Source organism: Duganella margarita (genome assembly GCF_009857535.1).
GTDB classification, from domain to species: domain Bacteria; phylum Pseudomonadota; class Gammaproteobacteria; order Burkholderiales; family Burkholderiaceae_D; genus Rugamonas; species Rugamonas margarita.
Genome location: NZ_WWCS01000001.1, coordinates 149,000 through 169,923 on the forward strand (window position 1 = coordinate 149,000; position 20,924 = coordinate 169,923).

At 62.5% G+C, this 20,924-nt stretch carries 20 protein-coding genes and 1 pseudogene; 10 read left to right on the plus strand and 11 right to left on the minus strand.

The annotated features are described in order from the left end of the window. The first annotated feature begins 3 nt into the window (after positions 1 to 3). From GTP55_RS00670 to GTP55_RS00680, 3 genes are all read left to right on the plus strand, one after another. The gene (locus GTP55_RS00670) at positions 4 to 1,203 is read left to right on the plus strand and encodes an acetyl-CoA C-acyltransferase (protein WP_161043086.1); all 1,200 of its coding nucleotides are present in this window, start codon (positions 4 to 6) and stop codon (positions 1,201 to 1,203) included. Next, positions 1,204 to 1,878 (plus strand): SDR family oxidoreductase, encoded by a 675-nt coding sequence (locus GTP55_RS00675; protein ID WP_161043087.1) that lies wholly within the window; start codon positions 1,204 to 1,206, stop codon positions 1,876 to 1,878. It begins immediately after the preceding gene. Between the two features lie 88 nt (positions 1,879 to 1,966). Continuing rightward, entirely contained in the window at positions 1,967 to 3,094 is a 1,128-nt protein-coding gene (locus GTP55_RS00680; protein WP_161043088.1) for an acyl-CoA dehydrogenase family protein, read from the plus strand. Between the two features lie 40 nt (positions 3,095 to 3,134). On the opposite strand, the gene GTP55_RS00685 is transcribed toward GTP55_RS00680, so the two are convergent. The 9 genes from GTP55_RS00685 to GTP55_RS00725 form a co-directional block, all read right to left on the minus strand. Beyond that, positions 3,135 to 3,428 (minus strand): GIY-YIG nuclease family protein, encoded by a 294-nt coding sequence (locus GTP55_RS00685; protein ID WP_161043089.1) that lies wholly within the window; start codon positions 3,426 to 3,428, stop codon positions 3,135 to 3,137. Between the two features lie 112 nt (positions 3,429 to 3,540). After that, on the minus strand, positions 3,541 to 4,128 hold the full coding sequence (locus tag GTP55_RS00690; RefSeq protein WP_161043090.1) for a flavin reductase family protein: 588 nt from the start codon (positions 4,126 to 4,128) through the stop codon (positions 3,541 to 3,543). 10 nt (positions 4,129 to 4,138) lie between these two features. Next, the gene (gene lepB / locus GTP55_RS00695) at positions 4,139 to 5,056 is read right to left on the minus strand and encodes a signal peptidase I (protein WP_161043091.1); all 918 of its coding nucleotides are present in this window, start codon (positions 5,054 to 5,056) and stop codon (positions 4,139 to 4,141) included. Next, positions 5,053 to 6,339: an arsenic transporter gene (locus GTP55_RS00700; protein WP_161043092.1), complete on the minus strand. Its 1,287-nt coding sequence runs from the start codon at positions 6,337 to 6,339 to the stop codon at positions 5,053 to 5,055. The genes lepB and GTP55_RS00700 overlap by 4 nt, the downstream gene beginning before the upstream one ends. Beyond that, complete coding sequence (locus GTP55_RS00705; RefSeq protein WP_161043093.1) at positions 6,333 to 6,794, minus strand: arsenate reductase ArsC; 462 nt, start codon at positions 6,792 to 6,794, stop codon at positions 6,333 to 6,335. Before GTP55_RS00705 ends, GTP55_RS00700 begins: the two co-directional genes overlap by 7 nt. A gap of 2 nt (positions 6,795 to 6,796) precedes the next feature. Beyond that, positions 6,797 to 7,090, minus strand: coding sequence for an ArsR/SmtB family transcription factor (locus GTP55_RS00710; protein WP_161043094.1), 294 nt, complete (start codon positions 7,088 to 7,090; stop codon positions 6,797 to 6,799). A 60-nt stretch (positions 7,091 to 7,150) separates the two neighbouring features. Beyond that, entirely contained in the window at positions 7,151 to 7,405 is a 255-nt protein-coding gene (locus tag GTP55_RS00715) for a hypothetical protein (protein ID WP_161043095.1), read from the minus strand. 384 nt (positions 7,406 to 7,789) lie between these two features. After that, positions 7,790 to 8,704 carry a YihY/virulence factor BrkB family protein gene (locus GTP55_RS00720; RefSeq protein ID WP_161043096.1) on the minus strand — a complete coding sequence of 305 codons (915 nt, stop codon included), beginning with the start codon at positions 8,702 to 8,704 and terminating at the stop codon, positions 7,790 to 7,792. Positions 8,705 to 8,724: 20 nt separating this feature from the next. After that, entirely contained in the window at positions 8,725 to 10,398 is a 1,674-nt protein-coding gene (locus tag GTP55_RS00725) for an ABC transporter substrate-binding protein (protein ID WP_161043097.1), read from the minus strand. A 98-nt stretch (positions 10,399 to 10,496) separates the two neighbouring features. Here GTP55_RS00725 and GTP55_RS00730 point away from each other — a divergent pair, with 98 nt between their 5' ends. The 7 genes and pseudogenes from GTP55_RS00730 to GTP55_RS00755 all read left to right on the plus strand — a co-directional run bounded on the left by GTP55_RS00730 (position 10,497) and on the right by GTP55_RS00755 (position 18,990). Further along, a complete protein-coding gene (locus tag GTP55_RS00730) occupies positions 10,497 to 11,735 on the plus strand; it encodes a spore maturation protein (RefSeq protein ID WP_110845924.1) in 1,239 nt (412 codons plus the stop codon). Further along, complete coding sequence (dacB, locus tag GTP55_RS00735) at positions 11,719 to 13,221, plus strand: D-alanyl-D-alanine carboxypeptidase/D-alanyl-D-alanine endopeptidase (protein WP_229257684.1); 1,503 nt, start codon at positions 11,719 to 11,721, stop codon at positions 13,219 to 13,221. Before GTP55_RS00730 ends, dacB begins: the two co-directional genes overlap by 17 nt. A 13-nt stretch (positions 13,222 to 13,234) precedes the next feature. Beyond that, positions 13,235 to 14,212 (plus strand): aldo/keto reductase, encoded by a 978-nt coding sequence (locus tag GTP55_RS00740; RefSeq protein ID WP_161043098.1) that lies wholly within the window; start codon positions 13,235 to 13,237, stop codon positions 14,210 to 14,212. A 129-nt stretch (positions 14,213 to 14,341) separates the two neighbouring features. Continuing rightward, positions 14,342 to 15,238 (plus strand): annotated as a pseudogene (locus tag GTP55_RS30305) (M56 family metallopeptidase); the annotation flags it as partial. A 69-nt stretch (positions 15,239 to 15,307) separates the two neighbouring features. Then, a complete protein-coding gene (gene blaOXA, locus GTP55_RS30310; protein ID WP_371868276.1) occupies positions 15,308 to 16,102 on the plus strand; it encodes a class D beta-lactamase in 795 nt (264 codons plus the stop codon). A 43-nt stretch (positions 16,103 to 16,145) separates the two neighbouring features. Next, positions 16,146 to 17,276 (plus strand): class C beta-lactamase, encoded by a 1,131-nt coding sequence (ampC, locus tag GTP55_RS00750; RefSeq protein ID WP_161043394.1) that lies wholly within the window; start codon positions 16,146 to 16,148, stop codon positions 17,274 to 17,276. A gap of 130 nt (positions 17,277 to 17,406) precedes the next feature. Beyond that, positions 17,407 to 18,990, plus strand: coding sequence for an anti-phage dCTP deaminase (locus GTP55_RS00755; protein WP_229257686.1), 1,584 nt, complete (start codon positions 17,407 to 17,409; stop codon positions 18,988 to 18,990). A 170-nt stretch (positions 18,991 to 19,160) separates the two neighbouring features. On the opposite strand, the gene GTP55_RS00760 is transcribed toward GTP55_RS00755, so the two are convergent. Together GTP55_RS00760 and GTP55_RS00765 are read right to left on the minus strand one after the other, a co-directional pair. Beyond that, positions 19,161 to 20,003, minus strand: a complete 843-nt coding sequence (locus GTP55_RS00760) for an N-acetylmuramoyl-L-alanine amidase (RefSeq protein WP_161043100.1) — start codon at positions 20,001 to 20,003, stop codon at positions 19,161 to 19,163. A 20-nt stretch (positions 20,004 to 20,023) separates the two neighbouring features. Next, on the minus strand, positions 20,024 to 20,923 hold the full coding sequence (locus GTP55_RS00765; RefSeq protein WP_161043101.1) for an N-acetylglucosamine kinase: 900 nt from the start codon (positions 20,921 to 20,923) through the stop codon (positions 20,024 to 20,026). Between the last annotated feature and the right edge of the window lies 1 nt (position 20,924).

Sequence of the window (20,924 nt, forward strand, 5' to 3'; positions counted from 1 at the left end):
AACATGCATGATCCTGTCGTTATCGTGGGCGCTGCCCGCACCCCCATGGGCGCCTTCCAGGGCGACTTTTCCGCCAAGGCCGCGCACGACCTGGGCGCCGTCGCCATCCAGGCCGCCGTCGAGCGCTCCGGCATCGACGGCAAGCTGGTGGAACACGTCTACTTCGGCAACTGCCTGATGGCGGGCCAGGGCCAGGCGCCGGCACGCCAGGCGCTGTTGAAAGCCGGCCTGCCGACGTCCACCGGCGCCGTCACGCTGTCCAAGATGTGCGGTTCGGCCATGCAGGCCGCGATCTTCGCGCACGACCAGCTGATCGCCGGCAGCGCCGACGTGGTGATCGCCGGCGGCATGGAGTCGATGACCAACGCGCCATACCTGGTGCCGAAGGCGCGCGGCGGCTACCGCATCGGCCACGGCATGCTGTTCGATCACATGATGTACGACGGCCTGGAAGACGCCTACTCGCGCAACGAGAAAACCGGCGAAGGCCGCTCGATGGGCACTTTCGCCGAAGAGTGCTCGGCCAAGTACGCGTTCACGCGTGAGGCGCAGGACAACTTCGCCATCGAATCGGTGAAGCGCGCGCAGGTCGCCACCAGCGAAGGCTACTTCAAGTGGGAAATCGCGCCGGTTACCGTGACCTCGCGCGCCGGTGATACCGTCATCGACAAGGACGAAGGCCCGCTGAAAGCCAAGGTGGAAAAGATCCCGACGCTGCGCGCCGCCTTCAAGAAGGACGGCACCATTACCGCTGCCTCGTCGTCGTCGATCAACGACGGCGCCGCCGCGCTGGTGATGATGCGCGAATCGAAAGCGAAAGAACTGGGCCTGACGCCGATCGCCCGTATCCACGGCCACGCTACCTTTGCGCAGGAACCGAACCTGTTCACCACCGCACCGATCGGCGCCATCGAAAAGCTGTACAAGAAAACCGGCTGGGGCACCAAGGACGTCGACCTGTTCGAGATTAACGAAGCCTTCGCCGCCGTGCCGATGGCGGCGATGCACGATCTGGACATCCCGCACGACAAGGTCAACATCCACGGCGGCGCCTGCGCGCTGGGCCACCCGATCGGCGCTTCCGGCGCGCGCATCATCGTCACGCTGCTGGGCGCCTTGAAACGCACCGGCGGCAAGAAGGGCGTGGCGGCGCTGTGCATCGGCGGCGGCGAAGCGACCGCGATGGCAGTGGAGCTGCTGTAAATGGCGACGGCACTGATTATCGGCGCCTCGCGCGGCATTGGGCTGGAGCTGGTCAAGCAATACCGCAACGACGGCTGGCGCGTGATCGCCACCGCGCGCAAGCAGGAAGACTGCGACGCGCTGGCGGCGCTGGGCGCCGAGCCGCACAAGCTGGATGTGACCAACCTGGAAGCGGTGGCCGGCATCGGCTGGAAGCTGGATGGCGAAGAACTGGATGTCGCCATCCTGAACGCGGGCGTGTACGGCCCGCGCCACGACGGCTTTCCGGCGCAGGCCGACTTTGACGCGGTGATGCATACCAATGTGCTGGCGGCGATGCGTTTGCTGCCGGTGCTGGCGCCGCTGGTGTGCGCGTCGCGTGGCGATGGCAAGCTGGCGGTACTGTCCTCGCGTATGGGATCGCTGAGCGAGCGCACCTCGCCTTCGGGATCGCTGTACCGCGCCAGCAAGGCTGCGCTGAATTCCGTACTGATCGACACCGCGCTGGTGTTCGGCAAACAGGGCGCCACCTGCGTGGCCTTCCATCCAGGCTGGGTACAGACCGACATGGGCGGCGCCGGCGCCGACATCACGGTGGAGCAAAGCGCCAGCGGCATCCGCGCTACGCTGGCCGGATTGGCAGCCTCCGAAGTCGCCGTCTACCGCAGCTACGACGGTACGGAAATCGGCTGGTAAACCCCGCACAGCCAGGCGGGGTCTGACCCCATACGGGGTCAGACCCCTGCAACGGTTTGCGGGTCAACTATAAAAACCGAGACACACAATGATACTGAGCCAGGAACACGAAATGATTCGCGACGCCCTGCGCGCTTTCGCGCAGGACCGTCTCGCCCCCAACGCCGCCCGCTGGGACAAGGAACACCACTTTCCCAGGGAAGAACTGAAGGAGCTGGCGGCGCTGGGCGCATTCGGTGTCGCGGTGCCGGAACCACTGGGCGGCGCGGGCATGGATTACGTCTCGCTGGCCCTGGTGCTGGAAGAAATCGCGGCCGGTGACGGCGGCACCTCCACCATCATCTCGGTCAACAACTGCCCGGTATGCAGCATCGGCATGATGTACGCCAACGCGCGGCAAAAAGAACAATGGCTGCGGCCCCTGGCGCAAGGCGACATGCTCGGCGCCTTCTGCCTCACCGAACCGCACACCGGTAGCGACGCCGCCGCCCTGCGCACCACCGCCACCCGCGATGGCGACCACTATGTGCTGAACGGCGTCAAACAATTCATCACCAGCGGCAAGCACGCCGACGTGGCGATCGTCATGGCCGTCACCGACAAGAACGCCGGCAAGAAAGGCATCAGCGCCTTCTGGGTGCCGACGTCGACGCCGGGCTACATCGTCGCGGGCATCGAGCAGAAGATGGGCCAGCACTCGTCCGACACCGCGCAAATCGTGTTTGAAAACTGCCGCATCCCGGCCGAGAATCTGATTGGCGAAGAAGGCCAGGGCTACAAGATCGCCTTGTCCGGACTGGAGGGAGGCCGCATCGGCATCGCCTCGCAATCGGTCGGCATGGCGCGTTCCGCCTACGAAGCCGCGTTACGCTACGCGCGCGAACGAGAAAGCTTCGGCAAGCCGATTTTCGAGCATCAATCGGTGCAATTCAAACTGGCGGAAATGGCGATGCAGATCGAAGCCGCGCGCCAGCTGATCCTGCACGCCGCGTCGATGAAAGACGCCGGCTTGCCGTGCCTGAAAGAAGCCGCCATGGCCAAGCTGTTCGCCTCCGAAATGGCGGAGAAGGTGTGCTCCGATGCGATCCAGATCCATGGCGGCTACGGCTACGTCAGCGACTTCCCGGTGGAACGCATCTACCGCGACGCCCGCGTATGCCAGATCTACGAAGGCACCAGCGACATCCAGAAAATCCTGATCGCCCGCGCGCTCTAACCCTCGTCATTCCCGCGTAGGCGGGAATCCATAACCCGCTTCAAACACAGATATCCAAAAACAAATCCCGCCATAAGGGATTTGTTTTCTGTATCAGCTCAATCTTCCAATCACGCCGCCATTTCTTGATCTGCTTTTCTCGAGTAATGGCAGCGTAGATATCTGTGTGCTGTTCGAACCAAACCAACTGCTTGACGTGATATTGTTTGGTGAAACCATCGACCACGCCCCCACGATGCTGCCAGACGCGGCGAACGAGGTTTGATGTTACCCCGAGGTATAGCGTGCCATACATGCCGCTGGCCATCATATAAACATAGCTGATCTTGTCCATTTTTCTCTCGTCCTTCGATTCAGTGAGAAAAATGGTTGTGCTGTTGGGTGTAGCTAGCTTTGACTTAGCGCATATGTTCTATGGATTCCCGCGTACGCGGGAATGACGGTGGCTATTTTGCTCCTGTGGCATCTGCCACCACCGCTTCGCCGATGGCGTAGAAATTGCCGCCGGCGATGTAGTGCAGGCTGCGCCACTGCGGATCGGCGTTTTCGAAAGCCCAGTGGCCGTTCTGGAAGACGCGATCGTCCGCATACGCAGCCACCACTTCGCCGATGAACAGATCGTAGACCTGTTCATTGCGCGGCTCCGGCAGCACTTTGCAGATCAGCCACGCCGACGAACCCACCACCAGCGGCACATCGTAACCTTCAACCTTGAACAGCTGCACGCCGGCCTTGGCCAGCTTGTCCGGCATATCGACGGCGCTGGTGTGGCCGACATCGTAGGTCAGCTGCAGCTGCGCCATGTTCGGCACCTGCAGCACGAAGTAGCCGCTCTGCTCCACCAGCGGACGCGTAGCAGTGGCCTTGTCCAGCACCACGGTCACCTTCGGCGGCGCAAAATCCAGCGCGCACGACCACGCCGCCGACATCACATTCTCCACCCCGCCATGACTGGCCGACACCAGCACCGTCGGCCCGTGGTTCAATAAACGATATGCCTTCGCCAGCTCCACTGGCTTGATATGCTGATCCAATCCCTGCTCCTTAATTGCGCGGCATAGCGACGAACACCACCTTGCCAATCACCGCACTGGCAGGCACAAAGCCCCAGAAACGGCTGTCCATACTGTTATCCCGATTATCGCCCATGACGAAATAGCTCGCTGCCGGCACCGTGCAGCTCAGCGTCTCGCCATCGTCCGTGCATTCTTTCGGCAGCGCCAGGTCGCCGCGCGGCATCCGCGCCGGCGCCTGTTCGCGCAAAAGAATGTCATGCTCTTGCCGGCCGAATTTCTCGCGATAGCGCTTCAGATACATTAGCCGCTCGTCGTCCAGATAGTCCTTCAGTTCCTGGCCGCGGCCATCCACGCCATTCACCAGCACATGCTTGTCGCGGTAGACGATTTTGTCGCCGGGCAGACCGACCACGCGCTTGATGTAGGACTGGCTCGGATCGACCGGAAAATCGAATACAAGGATATCGCCACGCTCCAGCTGCGCCGAAATCGCGCCATGACCGAGCCGGTGTCCCATGCTGCCGTAATAGCCGAAGCCCCACTTCTGCACCATCACATTGGCGCCGACCGGCAGCGCCGGAATCATCGCCGAGGAAGGGATCTTGAACGGCTCATACAAAAATACGCGCAGCGACACCATGACGATGGATGCCGCCACCGCCACGCCAACCAGCCCATACCAGCGCGAATGCCATGACCGCTGTTCATCAAATGTGCGCTCGCCAGCAAAGCGGTAGGCGCGCCAGATCCACAGCACCGTCAACGCCACCGAAATCAGGCCAAACAACAGCGGCGACTGATGACCGGGCACCAGGAAGCCGGCGGTGCCCACCACCAGCCCCGCCACAAAACTGAGCAACGCCCAGCGCGGTGCGCCGACATACAGGAACGCCAGCGGCGCGGCCAGGATACTCAGGACAACGGCAATCCACTTTTTAGGTTTCAAAACATCTCCAGACGGACGGCCAATGCCGCCAGGGTGACAAACAACACCGGCAAGGTCAGACACGCGCCGACGCGGAAGTAGTAGCCCCACGTGATGCGCGTGCCCTTGTTGGCCAGCACATGCAGCCAAAGCAGCGTGGCCAGGCTGCCGATCGGCGTAATCTTCGGACCGAGATCGCTGCCGATCACGTTCGCATAAATCATCGCCTCGCGCACCACGCCCTGCGCCGACGACGCATCCACCGACAAGGCGCCGATCAGCACCGTCGGCAGGTTGTTCATAATAGATGACAAAATGGCCGTCAGGAAGCCGGTGCCCAGCGCCGCGCCCCACACGCCATGCCGGCCGCACCAGTCCAGCGCCGTTGTCAGATAGGCCGTCAGCCCGGCATTGCGCAAGCCGTACACCACCAGGTACATCCCCAGCGAGAAGATCACGATCTGCCACGGCGCATGCAGCAGCACCTCGCGCGTGGAGATGCGATGGCCGCGCGACGCCACCACCAGCAGCACCGCCGATCCCACCGCCGCCACCACGCTGATCGGCACGCCCATCGGCTCGATGACGAAGAAACCAATCAGCAACAGGCCCAATACCCACCAGCCGGCGATGAAGGTGGCGCGGTCGTGAATTGCCAGCGCCGGGTCCTTGATCTGCTTCACATCGTAATCGACCGGGATATCGCGGCGGAAGAACCACATCAGCGCCGCCAGCGTGGCCGCCACCGCGACGAAGTTCACCGGCACCATCACGGCCGCGTAGCGCGCGAAGCTGATGTGGAAATAATCGGCGGAGACGATGTTGACCAGGTTCGACACCACCAGCGGCAGGCTGGCCGTGTCGGCGATGAAGCCGGCCGCCATCACAAACGCCAGCGTGGCCTTGGCCGAAAAGCGCAGCTCCAGCAGGATGGCGATCACGATCGGCGTCAGGATCAGCGCCGCGCCGTCATTGGCAAACAGCCCGGAGACGGCGGCGCCCAGCAGCACCAGCATGACGAACAGCCGCTTGCCACTGCCGCCGCCCCAGCGCGCCACGTGCAGCGCCGCCCACTCGAAGAAGCCGGCCTTGTCCAGCAACAGGCTGGTGATGATGATGGCCACAAAGGTGGCGGTGGCGTTCCAGATGATGTGCCACACCACCGGAATGTCGCTGACGTGGATCACGCCCGCCAGCAGCGCCACCAATGCCCCCAGCGAAGCGCTCCAGCCGATACCCAGCCCGCGCGGCTGCCAGATCACCAGCACCAGCGTGGCGACGAAAATCAGGATCGCGGTCAGCATGCCGCACCGAGCGTGCCGATGCGGTCCAGCGCCGCTTGCGACAACGTCGGCGCAGCCAGAAACGCCTCAATGCGCGCGCGGATGATGCGGTAGGTCTGCTCGAAGGCCGCCTCGATTTCTTCATCGCTGCCCACCAGATGGCTCGGATCGTCCACGCCCCAATGCGCGCGCAGCACCGGTCCCAGATACGCCGGACAAGTCTCGCCGGCCGCGCTGCCGCACACCGTGAGCACCGCATCCGGCGTCACCGGCAGCGCATCCCACGATTTGCTGTAATAGCCTTCGGTGGAGATGCCTTTGCGCTGCAACAGCGCCACCGCGCGCGGATTCAGCTGGCCGGTCGGCTGGCTGCCGGCGCTGAGCGCTCGCCAGCCCTCGGGCGCCAGATGGTTGAAGATCGCCTCGCTCAACAAGGAGCGGCAGGAGTTACCGGTACACAGGAAAAGTATATTCATCGTTAGCAGGAGCTGCCACCGCAGCAGTTTTCAGTTAAAAATCCGATCAGTTCATTCATGGCGCCGGTATCGGCCGCGTAGATCACAAAGCGCCCGTCCTGGCGCGATGAGATCAGGCCGGCATGCGCCAGCTCTTTCAGGTGAAACGACAGGGAAGATGGCGCAATCGCCAGTTGCTCGCCGATTTTGCTGGCGGCCAGGCCAGCCGGCCCGGTCTGCACCAGCAGGCGAAACACGGCCAGGCGGCTCTCTTGCGCCAGGGCCGCCAGCGCGGCCAGGGTTTGTTTGGTATCCATGCGGCCTATGCTAGCGCATATAATTCCACATTTCAAATAATATCGAAATGAATCGCAAAATTAATTGGACACGAAGCCGGAGCGGATATCGATCAGTTCGGAGGCGGGCAGTGCGCGCTGCACGTCGGCAATCGCAGTGGCGAGGGCGGCGGCGGCGCTGTCGGCGGGACGGCGGAAGTCCAGCACCAGGTTGCCGGCGCGGTTGAAGCTCACCAGCGCATCCTCGCAGCCGCCGGCGGCCAGTTGCGCCGACAGCTGGTCGTAGTCATAGCCGTGGTTGGCCAGCCGGTATCTGAGCGTAAAAGCGAATTCCATCGTGCTCCTCCCATCAGCACTCCAGAATAGGCCGACACCGTCAGCCGCGTTTGGGGCATCGCAAAGGGCACGAAAATGCGGACGAAAAAAAAGCCCACATCGCTGCAGGCTTCGTTCCAATGTATTACCTATGCTTCAATCGTACCGGGCTCCAGGGCTATCTGCCAAGTGAGTCGGCGTCTCGGGCGCCCATGCTATCTGCGTGGTGCCCCCAACGTGTAAATCGACTAATGTCTTCGGGATTACAACTCCAGCGTCTGCGTCACCTGCGCCATCGAACTTACACAACTCTGGGCGCGGCGCATCGGCCGGATGTGGGACTGTTTGCAGGGCAAACCTCAACCACAAACAAAGTGTACCACAGTTTTTGTGCGACGCACAAATTTATTTTGAAATCGTTTCGGTGACCAGCGGCTTGGGCGCCGGCTGCGGCGCTTCGCGGCCAGCACGTTCAAACTCGGAAATCACCTGCGCGCCGAACAGCAGGAGGGTGGCGCCGATCTCCAGGCTGAACATGACAATGATGGCAGTGGTCATCGAGCCGTACACCACATTCACCTGCGACAGCGTGGAGAAATACCACACCAGGATGCGCCGGGCGATTTCCCACAGCAGCGCCGCCGTCACGCCGCCGATCAGCGCATGCGACAGCGACAGCCTGCCCACCGGCATCACCAGGTAGATCGACGACAGCACCAGCACTTCGCCAGCCAGTCCTAGCAGATACAGCAGCACGCCCGACACGCCATTCAGCGACCAGCTGTAGCCGAACAGCTGCACGCTTTCCTCGCCCATCACCTGCAAGCTGCCGGCCACCAGCGTCACCAGCAGCATGCCGACGCCCAGCGACAGGATGTAGCAGTAAGGCATGACCGCCGAAATCAGGAAATGCCGCCGCCGGATTTCCACCCGGTGCTTGAAGATCACGCACATGGCGTTTTCCAGCACCGTGAAAGCCAGCGAACTGAAGAACAGCATGGTGATCACCAGCACACCGCCGACCAGGTCGCGATGTTCGAGGAAATGCGCCACCTCGGCCACAATGGGTTGCGACTGCCCCGGCACCAGCCAGTTCAGATAGCGGCCGACGGCCGCCAGCAGCTCATCCTGCGCAATAATGTGCGACAGCGCCACCACCGCCAGCATCAGCAGCGGCAGGATCGACAGCAGCGAGTAATACGCGACCGCACCCGCCAGCAGCAGGCCTTGGTTGGCGCGGAAGCCCTTCAGGCATTGCAGCGTGAAATCCATGGGATGACCGGCCACATAGGCCAGCGCCCGGCGGTTGAGTAAGTTCATCTTGTCATTGTAGGCACGGTTCAGTGCGCGGTATGTGCGGCGACGTCCAGATAGCGCCAGTTGGTGAACTCCACCGGGTGGCGCCGGTAATTTTTCAGCCACGGCTGTTGCAGGTCGGCAGAGATGGGATGGGTCAGCAGCACCCACGGCGTGTAGGCATGGATGAGTTGCGCCAGTTCATCATACAGCGCGGTGCGTTGCGGCGATTCTCCCAGCAAGCGGGCTTGCTCGTAACGTTGATTGTAGGCAGGCAGGTTGAAGCGCGCGTAGTTGGCGCGGCCTGCGTTGGGGCCGTACAGCAGCTGATAGAAATTATCGCCATCGGGGAAGTCGGCTACCCAGTTGGTCTCAAACATCATCACCGAACCAAGGCGCGAAGCCTTGATGATTTCGGTTTTCTTGTCGCTCTTGAAGGTGACGTTGAGGCCGATGGCGTTGAGGTTCTTGCGCCACAGCTCGTCGCGCAGGCGGCCGACGGTGGAGGCTTCGCTGTGCATCACCAGCGTCAGTGGTTTGCCGTCCGGCTGCGCGCGGTAGCCATTCTTGCCCTTGCGGTAGCCGTAGCGGTCCAGCAGCGCGTTGGCCAGCGCGGGATCGTAGGCGACCGGGCTACGGTAGTTGGGATCGTTGCCGAGTACGTTGGGCGGCAGCGGCGTGACGGCCGGCAGCGCCAGGCCTTTTTTCATCTGCGCAATGTCCTCAGCGCTGTTGTAGCCGAGCGCGATGGCGCGCCGCAGCGCCAGTTTCTTTTTGCTGTAGCCGCCGATCAACGGATCGTCCATGTTCATCCACATGTAATACGTCTGCAGCACTGGAAACGGCGCCAGCACGATGCCCTTGCGCGCCAGCTCGGGCTGCAAGTGGTTGTCGGCGGTCAGCACCATTTCCTTCATCGACTCCGGCACCTGCTCCAGGAAATCGAATTCGCCATTCAGGAAGCCCAGCACGCGCGACTGGTATTCCTCGACGATCTTGATCTCGATGCGGTCGAGGATGGGCAGGCGCTGGCCCTGGAATTCGGTCGGCCGGAAATCGCGGTTGGCCAGCAGCACGATCTGGTCGCTGCGCTGCCAGCTGCCGATCTTGAACGGGCCGGTGCCGATCGGATGGTTGCCGGCTTGCGCGCCGTAAGCCTGCACCACTTCGCGCGCCACCACCGACGTGGCCGGCATCGCCAGGTAGAACAGGAAATTGGGATCGGGCGCTTTCAGGCGGATGCGCAGCGTGAACTTGTCCACCGCCTCGATGCCAGCCACGCCGTCGAACAGATACAGCCACGGCGATTTCAGCGCCGGATCGTGCAGGCGCTTGAGGCTGTAGACGTAGTCGTCGGCGGTGGCCTGCCGGTGCACGCCGTGAAAAGCAGCGTCCGGCGTGAAATACACGTCCTGGCGCAGATGGAAAGTGTAGGTCTTGCCGCCGTCGCTCAGCTCCGGCATGGCGGCGGCCGTATTGGGGATCAGCTTGACCGGGCGGGCCAGGTAATCGTAGCGCAGCAGCGGGTCGAACAGGTTTTCCAGCAGGCTGAGGCTGGCGACGTCGGAGGCGACCGCCGGGTCGAGCGCGGTTTCGCCGGTGCTGAGGAAAGCGTGCAGGACTTTTTGCCCAGCATGGGCTCCGGCGTTCGCCGGAGCGACGGCGGTGACGGCGGCGACGGCCAGCGCCAGCACAGCGGCTGCCCAAGTTTTCAGCATCCTTCCCATGATTCCTCGCACGGTAAAGCGGCAGCTTATAACTTTTTGGGCTTGCTTACCCGCTATACTTTGCAAATTGCCCACTGCATACACGAAAAATGTCGCTCAACTACATCTGGTCTGGCTTCTTCCTGGTGGGATTTCTGGCCGCGTTGGCGCAGTTCCTGTTCCTGGGCGACACGGAAATCTTCAAGCGCATCATCGACGGCACCTTCGACTCGGCCCGCACCGGCGTAATGGACATCGCCCTGCCGCTGGCTGGCGTGATGACGCTGTGGCTGGGCATCATGAACATCGGCGAAAAAGCCGGCGCCATCGACCTGCTGGCCAAACTGATCGCGCCGTTCTTCTCGCGCATCTTCCCCGGCGTGCCGTCCAACCACCCGGCCACCGGCCACATGGTGATGAATTTCTCGGCCAATCTGCTGGGCCTGGACAACGCCGCCACCCCGTTCGGCCTGAAGGCGATGGAAAGCCTGCAAACGCTCAATCCCAACAAGGACGAGCCGACCGATGCGCAAATCATGTTCCTGGTGCTGCACACCTCGGGCCTGACCCTGATTCCGCTGGCCATCATGGCGCAGCGCTCCATCCTCGGCGCGGCCGATCCGTCCGACATCTTCATTCCGTGCATGGTGGCGACCTATGTGGCGACCATGACCGGCATCATCGCCGTGTCCATCCGCCAGCGCATTAATCTGTTCAACCGCGTGGTGGTGGGCTGGCTGGGCGGGATCACCGCCTTCATCGTCGGGCTGGTCTGGTACTTCACCAACTATTTGACCAAGCCGGAGATTGAAACCTTCTCCAAAGTTTTCAGCAACTTCGTGCTGATGGCCGTGATCGGCGGCTTCATCATCGGCGCGCTGCGCAAGAAGGTCAACGTGTACGAGGCGTTTATCGAAGGCGCCAAGGGCGGCATCCAGACTTCGCTGACCGTGATTCCGTATCTGGTCGGCATGCTGGTGGCGATCAGCGTGATCCGCAACGCCGGCCTGCTGGGCTTTGTGGTGCAGGGCTTCAGCTGGCTGTTCAGTCATCTTGGCGTCAACACCGATTTCGTCTCGGCACTGCCGACTGCGCTGATGAAGCCGCTGAGCGGCAGCGCCGCCAAGGCCATGATGATCGACACCATGCAAACCTATGGCGTCGATTCCTTTGTCGGCCGGCTGGCCTGCGTGTTCCAGGGCTCGGCCGACACCACTTTCTACATCGTCGCGCTGTATTTCGGCTCGGTCGGCATCCGCAAGACGCGCTACGCGATCTCCTGCGGCCTGATCGCCGACTTCGCCGGCGTGCTTGCTGCGATTGCGATTTCCTATGTCTTCTTCCACTAAATTGTTACGTCGTCTCGTTGCTGCCGCGCTGATCGCCGCCGGCGCTGCCCACGCTGCCGATCTGCCGGAGCCGGTGGCGCGGCTGATGCAGTCGTCGAATATTCCGCCCGAAGCGGCCGGCATCATCGTCCTGCGCGGTGATACCGTGCTGGTGTCGCACAATCCGCAGCAAAGCATGCAACCCGGCTCGACCATGAAGCTGTTCACCACGCTGACGGCGCTGGAGCAGCTGGGACCGGTATTTCGCGGCCGCACCGAATTCCGCAGTAGCGCCGACGTCGTCAACGGCGTCCTGCAAGGCGACCTGATCCTGCGCGGCGGCGCCGATGCCGACTTCAACGAGGACGTGCTGGGCCACATGCTGCAAGCGCTGCGCAACCAGGGCATCCGCCGCATCAAGGGTGACATCATCGTCGACCGCCTGCTCTTCACGCCGTCGCGGCCGGATGTGGGGCAGCCGCCGTTTGACGAATATCCGTGGGCCTACTACAACGTCATCCCCAACGCGGCGCTGATCAACACCAACCTGCTGAAAGTGGAAATGCGTTCCACCGGGAACAAACTGTCGCTGGTGATGCTGCCGGAAATGGACAAAGTCAGCATCCGCTCGGAAATGAAACTGACCGACACCGCTTGCGGAAGCTGGGAAAACGGCTGGCGCACGCCGGACTATTCGCGCAAGGGCGACCGCATCGAAGTCGTGCTGCACGGCAGCTTCCCGAAAGACTGCACCAAATCCACCAGCATCAACGTGCTGGACAGCCAGGACTTCCTGGCGCGGCTGCTGCTGGCCGAATGGAGCAAGCTGGGCGGCTCATTGAGCGGCGAAGTGCGCGAAGCGGCCATCCCGGCTGCACCGGCCGATGCTGCACCCGCGCCGGCGACCACTACCCGTCTGCTGGCCGAACACGTCTCCCGCGCGTTGCCGGAAATCGTCCGCGACACCAACAAGCAATCCGACAACACACTGGCCCGCACCATCTTCCTCAGCCTGGGCAGCCTGGAAGCCGATCCGCAACTGGGCAGCAAACCGCTGCCACCGGACGCCGGCGGCGCCAGCACGCCGATGCGCGCCGAAACCGCGATCCGCGCCTGGCTGCAGCAGCACAACATCGACGGCAACGGCCTGATCCTCGACAACGGCTCCGGCCTGTCGCGCAGCGAACGCGCCACCCCGGCGCAACTGGCGGCCCTGCTGCAAGCGGGCCTGAAAAGCCTGTGGATGCCGGAATTCCTCGCCAGCCTGCCGGTCGCCGGAACCGACGGCACCATGCGCCGCCGCCTGAAGGAAAGCCCGGCTGCGCAGCGCGCGCGCCTGAAAACTGGTAGCCTGACCGGCATGATCGCCATCGCCGGCTACGTGCAGGACGCTAACAACCAGCCCTGCATCGTGGTCGCCATCCTCAACGACGCCCACGTCGCCAACGGCGCCGGCCGCGCCGTGCTGGACGAACTGGTCGACTGGGTCGCCCGTTCCGGCAACTAATCAGGAGCACTGCATGAAACAACGTCAGTTAGGCAAGCAAGGATTAACCGTCTCGGCCGAGGGGCTGGGCTGCATGGGCATGAGCAATGTGTATGGAGCGGCGGATGAGGGCGAGTCGATCGCCACGCTGCACCGGGCGATTGAGCTGGGGATTAATTTCTTCGATACCGCCGAGGTGTACGGACCGTATCACAATGAAGAGTTGCTGGGCCGCGCGTTCCAGGGCCGGCGCAGCGAGGTGATCCTGGCGACCAAGTTCGGCTTCGATATCCGTGACGGCGTGCGCAATGCCGTCACCAGCGAGCCGGCGCATATCCGCGTGGCGGTTGAAGGCTCGCTGCGCCGGCTGGGCACCGATTACATCGATCTGCTGTACCAGCACCGCATCGATCCCAAGGTGCCGATTGAGGACGTGGTCGGCGTCATGGGTGAACTGGTAAAGGAGGGCAAGGTGCGCTATCTGGGCCTGTCCGAAGCCGGCGTGGCGAATATCCGCCGCGCCCATGCGGTGCATCCGATCAGCGCGCTGCAAAGCGAGTATTCGCTGTGGGAGCGCAATCTGGAGGCGGACATCATTCCGGTGCTGCGTGAGCTGGGCATCGGCCTGGTGCCGTTCAGCCCGCTGGGACGCGGCTTCCTGGCCGGCACCGCCAAGCGGGCGGAGGAATATCCGCCGACCGATTTCCGCCATCAGGACCCGCGCATGCAGGGCGCCAACTTTGACGCCAATATGCAGGCGGCGCAGACGGTGCGCGAACTGGCCGCCGCGCGCGGTCTGGCGCCGGGACAGGTGGCGCTGGCCTGGGTGCTGCAACAGGGGGACGATATCGTGCCGATTCCGGGCACGCGCCGGCGCGCCAACCTGGAGCAGAACGCCGCCGCTGCCGAGGTGGTGCTCAGCGCCGCCGAAATCGCCACGCTGGAAAGCGCGCTGGAACACATCGCCGGCCTGCGCTATAACGATGAGCGCATGGCCACCGTCGACCGCTAAAACACCAGACCACCCGCCGCCCCTTCTGCCGCCGCGCGGGCGAGCGGCGCGGCGGGCGGCAGGGCGCAGTTGGCGATGCAGCTTGACCTCATTGCGACAACTGTCGCATAATGATGGCAACAGTCGCACATGGAGTCGTTCGTGTCTATCTTCGCTATCTTTACCGGCCTTGAGCCGCTAGCCCTGCGCTTTGCGCTGGCCAGCGCCGGCTGCGTGGCCGCCGGTCTGGGCGTGTGGGCGGTGACGACCTTGTGCCGCCGCTGGCTGCCCGCCATCGCCGCGCAGCGTTCCGTGTGGCTGCTGGGCCAATGCACCGTCGCTGCGGCCTTCCTGCTGATCCTGTTGCCGCAAAGCGAACGCCTGCGCATGCTGCCGCCGATCGATATCGAAAACTACGCCACGCCAGCACCAACCGCGCACGCCGACGCCAGCCCCGCCGCTGCAACCGCCGCCATTGAAGACGCGCATGCCGCCATCACGCCGCAAACCATCCTCGCCTGCACAGCCCAGGGCTGGCTGCTGCTGTACGCACTAGGCTTGAGCTACACGCTGATCCAGTTGCTGCGCACCCGCCGCACGCTGGACGCGCTGGCAGCCGCCGGCAACCGCACCAACGCCGCGCCGGTCCACACCATCGAAATCGACGCGCCGATCTCGCCGATGCTATTCGGCCTGCTGCGTCCACGCCTGCTACTGCCGCTGCACCTGCGCGGCTTTGATGAAGACCAGCGCCAGATGATCGTCGAACACGAACTGACGCACTGGCGCCGCCACGACCTGCAATGGGCCAGCGCTGGCATCCTGCTGCAAACACTGCTCTGGTTTAATCCCTTCATGCGCCTGCTGCGCAACCAGCTGTCGTGGGCACAGGAACTGGGCTGCGACCGCGACGTGCTGCAAGGCCGTCCGCAAGCGCAACGCAAAGCCTACGCCGCCGCGCTGATCGCGCAACTGAAACTCCAGCAAACACCCATCGCCACCGCACTCGCCTTCGGCCACGTCACGCCGGACACGCTGGCCGACCGCATCGCCCTGATACGCACACCCGCCAAAGCGCTGCGAGGACCATGGACCCGCATCGCCACGCTGGCCGCACTGGCCGCCGTGCTGGCGACCAGCCTGGCGCTGCAACCATCGCTGGCATCGCAAAGCGCCAGCCTGCTGTCCTGCACCGCGCTGGTGGACGCCGCCACCGGCCAGCAACTGCGCCGCGACGGCCAGTGCGGTGAACGCGCCACGCCCGCCTCCACCTTCAACATCGTGGTCGCGCTGATGGGCTACGACAGCGGCATCCTGACCGACGAACACACACCGGTCATCAAGTACCAGCCAAGTTACCCTACCTGGGACCACACCGACTGGCGCATCGACACCGATCCTTCCAGCTGGATCAAATACTCCAACCTGTGGTACGCGCAGCAGGTCACCACGCGGCTGGGCGAAGACAAGCTGCAACGCTATATCAGCGCCTTCGGCTACGGCAACCAGGACGTCTCCGGCGACGCCGGCAAGCACAATGGCCTGACCCAGTCGTGGGTGGAATCCTCGCTGGCGATTTCGCCCGACGAGCAGGTCGCCTTCCTGCGCAAAATCGTCAACCGCCAGTTGCCGATTTCCGCCAAAGCCTACGACATGACATCCCGCATCCTGCACCCGCAAACGCTGGCCAACGGCTGGACCATCTACGGCAAAACCGGCACCGGCTCGCCGCCTCTGATCAACAGCGACGACGACCGCCAGTACGGCTGGTACGTCGGCTGGGCCACCAAGGGTAGCCGCACCATCGTCTTCGCCAACATGACGCTGGACCACCGACAGGACGTCTTCGCCGGCCCGCGCATCCGCGACGCCTTCCTGCGCAACGTCGCCACCCAGCTCGACACGCTTTAACCCACCACCCATCCAAGGAGACATCTTGTCTACACTGAGCCGCATGGCATTTGCCATCGCAGCAGGCTGCTGCATACCCGTCGCCGGCGCTGCCGACCTGCAAACCGTGGTCGATCAGGCCATCAAACCGATCATGAAAACGTATGACGTGCCGGGCATCGCCGTCGCTGTCACCGTCGACGGCAAGCCGGCGTTCTTCAGCTACGGCGTGGCGTCCAAGGAGAGCGGCGCACCGGTCAGCGAACACACGTTGTTCGAACTGGGCTCGGTCAGCAAGACCTTCACCGCCACCATGGCGTCGTATGCGCTGGTGCAGGGCAAGCTGTCGCTGGGCGATCATCCAAGCCACTACGTGCCCAAGCTGAAAGGCGCGCCGCTCGACAAAGCCACGGTGCTCAACTTCGGCACGTACACCGCCGGCGGCCTGCCGCAGCAGTTTCCGGATGACGTGAGCGACGACGAGCAAGGCATGCTGGCTTACTTCGGCCACTTCAAGCCGAGCGCCGCGCCGGGCCAGGTGCGCGTTTATTCAAATCCCAGCCTCGGCATGTTCGGCCACCTGGCCGGCCTGTCGCTGAAAGCCGATCCGGCCGACGTTCTGGAAAAGCAAATCCTGCCCAAACTGGGCATGGATAACACCTTCATCCGCATACCACACAGCGCGATGACCAATTACGCCTGGGGCTACAACCAGGACAACAAGCCGATACGCATGGGGCAGGAGCTGTTTTCGGCCCACACCTACGGCGTGCGCTCCAGCACCTCGGACCTGATCCGCTACGTGCAGGCGAATATCGATCCGAGTCACCTCGACGCCACGCTGCGCAGCGCCATCGAAGGCACGCATGTGGGCTACTACCGCATCGGCGGCATGGTGCAGGGACTGGGGTGGGAGCGCTATGCGATGCCGGTGTCGCTGGACACGCTACAGGACGGCAACTCCAGCAAGATGAGCCGCGAAGCCAATCCGGCCACGCTGCTGACGCCACCCAAGCCACCATCCGACAATGCCTGGTACAACAAGACCGGCGCCACCAACGGCTTCGGCGCCTACGTCGCCTTTGTGCCGTCGAAGAAGATCGGCATCGTCATTTTGGCGAACAAGAATTATCCGATCGCCGAGCGCGTCAAGGCCGCTTACGCGATCCTGTCGCAGCTGGAATCTGGGCGCTGATACAACAGCAGCGGTGATATTTATCAACCAGACATGCTTTTTCGAACCAAGGTAGTTGCATTGAAAAAATCTCTAAGACAATAATCTTCAATGTTCTGAAGCATCCGGATACTTTCAACAAAGGATTCGAATGGCAACCTCTGCGCTAAAAAGTATAAAAGCAGGCACCGCAGCATTGGCAAGCAATGCCAGCACGACCGACATGATTAGCTCCACCCATACGGAGGAGCTGGTCATCGCCTTATGTGGGCCAATCGGATCGCCTTTGCATAGTGTCGGCGATGCGATCCGAACGATGCTGCTGGATTCATTCGGCTATACCGACTGTACTTATTTGCGACTGAGCGATTTCATCGTAGAACACGCGTCCGCTATAGATACAGCGATCCCATTACAGCACAACTTTGCAAGAATTAACGCACTCATAGAAGCGGGCAACAAACTCCGGGAAAAGTACGGTAACGGCGTCCTGGCAGAATTGGCCATACACAGAATCCGACTAGATCGCGAGCAGCATAAAACAGTCTCGCAAAGTGCCAGATACGCACCACGCCGCGTAGTACACATTATCGACTCCATCAAGAATGAAGAAGAACTTGAACTACTTCGGCTGGTGTACCGAGACATGCTGTACGTTGTTGGTGTCTTCGCTCCCTTGCAGACCAGAGAGGCCAACTTAAAGGATTTAGGACTAACTACTGCCCAGATTTATTCATTGGTAGATCGTGACTCGGGCGAGGAGTCTGAGGCGGGACAAACGGTCAGCGAAACCTTCCCTAACTGCGACTTTTTTCTGCGCACTGGCGATGGCACTGATTCAGAATTAAAACGGCGCGTCGAGAGGTTTCTGCATCTTGTACTCGGCACCAAAGTCATCACCCCGACCTTTGCGGAAACCGCAATGTACTCAGCCGCAATGGCCAGCGCCAACTCGGCATGCTTGTCACGGCAGGTCGGCGCCGCTGTCACGGACCGAGACGGCGATATTTTGAGCATCGGCTGGAACGATGTTCCCGCCACAGGAGGTGGCCTGTACGGGCGTGGAGAACATGATCATCGTTGCTGGAATATCAGCGGAGGAAAGTGCTTCAACGATGCCGAAAAAGACAAGCTGGCACAGGAAATGGTAGAGGCTTTGGCCGAGGTGATTGAGCCCCAGAATCTGCCACGCGCAAAAGAAATCTTACGCGGCGCCAGCAAACTCAAGGGCTTGATTGAATTTTCCCGAGCGATCCATGCGGAAATGCACGCCATCTTAAACGCGGGTAAAACTTCCGGCATGCGGATTGACGGCGGCAAGCTGTTTGTGACGACCTATCCCTGTCACTCTTGCGCCCGGCACATTGTCGCAGCCGGGATAAGCGAGGTCTATTACATAGAGCCATATCGCAAAAGCCTCGCCATCAAACTCCATGGCGACGCCATTTCCGAACACGAAATTGATAAGGATAAAGTTCGTATTCTCGCATACGACGGCGTTGCGCCATCTCAATATTTATCACTGTTCCGGGTGCCTCAAAATTCGCGCAAAAAAAATGGAAAACTGATTACAATGTCATTAAAGGAGTCCTCTCCACGGCTTGAAAAAAGCATGGAAGCACTTCCTGCGTTGGAGGGACTTGTCGTAAAATCCTTGCTCGAAAAGCATCTACTCCCGGAAAGGGGGCCACAAAATGACGGATCACCACCTGCCCCCGGAACAGCTCAGTTTTAATTTTAATCCTGTCATAGCGCCTGACCACAAGGTGCATAAGCCTTCCGCCGTGATCTACGACCTGTCTCACATCAGGGCCGCTACCACGCAAGCCGACACCGCTCGGCTGTATGCGCAAATTATCGAATCAGTTAAGCACATCGGCTGATTACTATGACAGTGGCCGCGCGTTAATGCGGCTCTACAGATATTTCCTGAGTGAGCGCGGGGACCGGTAACGCCGGCACAGGGCTGGTCACCACATCGAGAATGGCGGCGGTTTCCGCGTCGGGCGTGCCGTCATACAGCGCCGGGCGGTATTTGGTCTGGAATACCGAAATGACATTGCGTGTGGCCTGATCCAGTTCACCGGTCTGCGGCACGGCGTAGCCATGGTCGGCCAGCTTGCGCTGGAACCAGGCTACTTCCGGCAACTGCTCCTGGAAGCCCGGCAGGCGCGCCGCCACGCGGCTGGCTTCCGGCCACGGAATCAGGCCGGCATCGGCCAGCTGCTTCCACGGGAACAGCGGCCCCGGGTCCTGCTTGCGCTGCGGCGCGATATCGTTGTGGCCGAGGATATTCCCCGGCGCGATGTTGTGGCGTTTGACGATGTCCTTCAACAGCAAAATCAGCTGATCGATCTGGGACTGCTTGAACGGCGCGTAAACGCGGCCCTCCGGCGTCTCCTTGAAGCCCGGATTCACAATCTCGATGCCGATCGAGGCGGAGTTGAGCTGGTTGTAGATCTTCCAGCTGCTGTAGCCCGCGTGGTTGGCCTGGCGCGATTCATCCACCAAGGTGTAGAAGAACGGCGGATCGGTATCGGTCAGCAGATAGTGCGCGCTGACGTCGGCCGTGGTCAGCGTCTTGATCGAACGCGGCGTGTCGCTCACCGTGTAGTGGACGATGATGTACTTGATACGGTCGCTCTGCGCGCGCGCTGTCAGCGTATGGTCCAGGCGAGGACCCGGTGGCGGCACAGTGGCGCAACCGGCGACCAGCGCAGTCAGGGCAAGCAGGGGAACTATCTTCATGGCGTCTCTCGGCTATCGATTCAATCAGGGGAGTGTAGAGCAATCCGCGCCGCTGCGTGGTGCGCCAGCGTATGGCGCTGCGTCAGCGACAAGGCCGCAGGCAGCGCGGCGCGCATGCTTTGCGCGATCAGCGGATGCAGCTGCGCCGCCCTTCCGCCCAGCGTGATCGGACGCGCGCCGTAGCGGCCCACCAGCGCCAGCGCAATGCGCGCCAGCTCGCGGCCAGCGTTGTCCAGAATCGACCGCGCCACCGGATCGGCATCCGCGCTGGCGGCGACGGCCAGCGCCAGGCTGCCGATGGCGCCGCGATCCTGGCCGTAGATGAACTGGCGCGACATGGCCCAGTCGCTGCCGCCGATCTGATCAAACACCGCGCGCGCCATGGCCGACTGTTGCCACGCGCCCGGCTGCTCATCCTCCAGCCGCCAGATATGCCGCATGGCTTCGCGCGCGATCCAGAATCCGCCGCCGCCGTCATCCAGCGTCACGCCGCGGCCGCCGGCGCGGTGAAACTGGCCGTCGGCGTCGATCCACGCGGCGATGGAGCCTGTGCCGGCGTACACCAGATAGCCCTCGCCCGGCGCAAAGCTGTCCAGATACGCGATCTCCACGTCGTTGCGCATGCTGATGGCGGCCGGCGCGATCTTCAGCGCCTGCGCCAGCAATTGCGTCACCTGCGTGCTGGCGCCGTCAAAGCCGGTCAGGCCGGCGCAGGCGCGCAGCGGCTGGCCGGCGGCCCGCACCTGCGTTGCCAGCATGGCGAAGATGCCGCGCACCGCATCGCGGCCGGCGGTGCTGTTCATCTGCGTGGCCGACATGCCGCCCACGCTGCCCTCGGCCACAATCACGCCCGCCGCATCGGCCAGGGCCCAACGGGTTTGCGTGCCACCGGCATCGATGCCCAGACCGAGATCGCTCATC

Bases quoted from the DNA above. Each gene is read 5' to 3' on its own strand.
- GTP55_RS00720 (WP_161043096.1), bottom strand. From the start codon at position 8,704: ATGAACTTACTCAACCGCCGGGCGCTGGCCTATGTGGCCGGTCATCCC.
- GTP55_RS00760 (WP_161043100.1), bottom strand. From the start codon at position 20,003: ATGAAGATAGTTCCCCTGCTTGCCCTGACTGCGCTGGTCGCCGGTTGC.
- GTP55_RS00765 (WP_161043101.1), bottom strand. From the start codon at position 20,923: ATGAGCGATCTCGGTCTGGGCATCGATGCCGGTGGCACGCAAACCCGT.
- GTP55_RS00670 (WP_161043086.1), top strand. From the start codon at position 4: ATGCATGATCCTGTCGTTATCGTGGGCGCTGCCCGCACCCCCATGGGC.
- GTP55_RS00675 (WP_161043087.1), top strand. From the start codon at position 1,204: ATGGCGACGGCACTGATTATCGGCGCCTCGCGCGGCATTGGGCTGGAG.
- GTP55_RS00755 (WP_229257686.1), top strand. From the start codon at position 17,407: ATGGCAACCTCTGCGCTAAAAAGTATAAAAGCAGGCACCGCAGCATTG.
- GTP55_RS00730 (WP_110845924.1), top strand. From the start codon at position 10,497: ATGTCGCTCAACTACATCTGGTCTGGCTTCTTCCTGGTGGGATTTCTG.
- GTP55_RS00680 (WP_161043088.1), top strand. From the start codon at position 1,967: ATGATACTGAGCCAGGAACACGAAATGATTCGCGACGCCCTGCGCGCT.
- GTP55_RS00700 (WP_161043092.1), bottom strand. From the start codon at position 6,339: ATGCTGACCGCGATCCTGATTTTCGTCGCCACGCTGGTGCTGGTGATC.
- ampC (WP_161043394.1), top strand. From the start codon at position 16,146: ATGGCATTTGCCATCGCAGCAGGCTGCTGCATACCCGTCGCCGGCGCT.
- GTP55_RS00685 (WP_161043089.1), bottom strand. From the start codon at position 3,428: ATGGACAAGATCAGCTATGTTTATATGATGGCCAGCGGCATGTATGGC.
- GTP55_RS00705 (WP_161043093.1), bottom strand. From the start codon at position 6,794: ATGAATATACTTTTCCTGTGTACCGGTAACTCCTGCCGCTCCTTGTTG.
- GTP55_RS00715 (WP_161043095.1), bottom strand. From the start codon at position 7,405: ATGGAATTCGCTTTTACGCTCAGATACCGGCTGGCCAACCACGGCTAT.
- dacB (WP_229257684.1), top strand. From the start codon at position 11,719: ATGTCTTCTTCCACTAAATTGTTACGTCGTCTCGTTGCTGCCGCGCTG.
- GTP55_RS00710 (WP_161043094.1), bottom strand. From the start codon at position 7,090: ATGGATACCAAACAAACCCTGGCCGCGCTGGCGGCCCTGGCGCAAGAG.
- GTP55_RS00725 (WP_161043097.1), bottom strand. From the start codon at position 10,398: ATGCTGAAAACTTGGGCAGCCGCTGTGCTGGCGCTGGCCGTCGCCGCC.
- GTP55_RS00740 (WP_161043098.1), top strand. From the start codon at position 13,235: ATGAAACAACGTCAGTTAGGCAAGCAAGGATTAACCGTCTCGGCCGAG.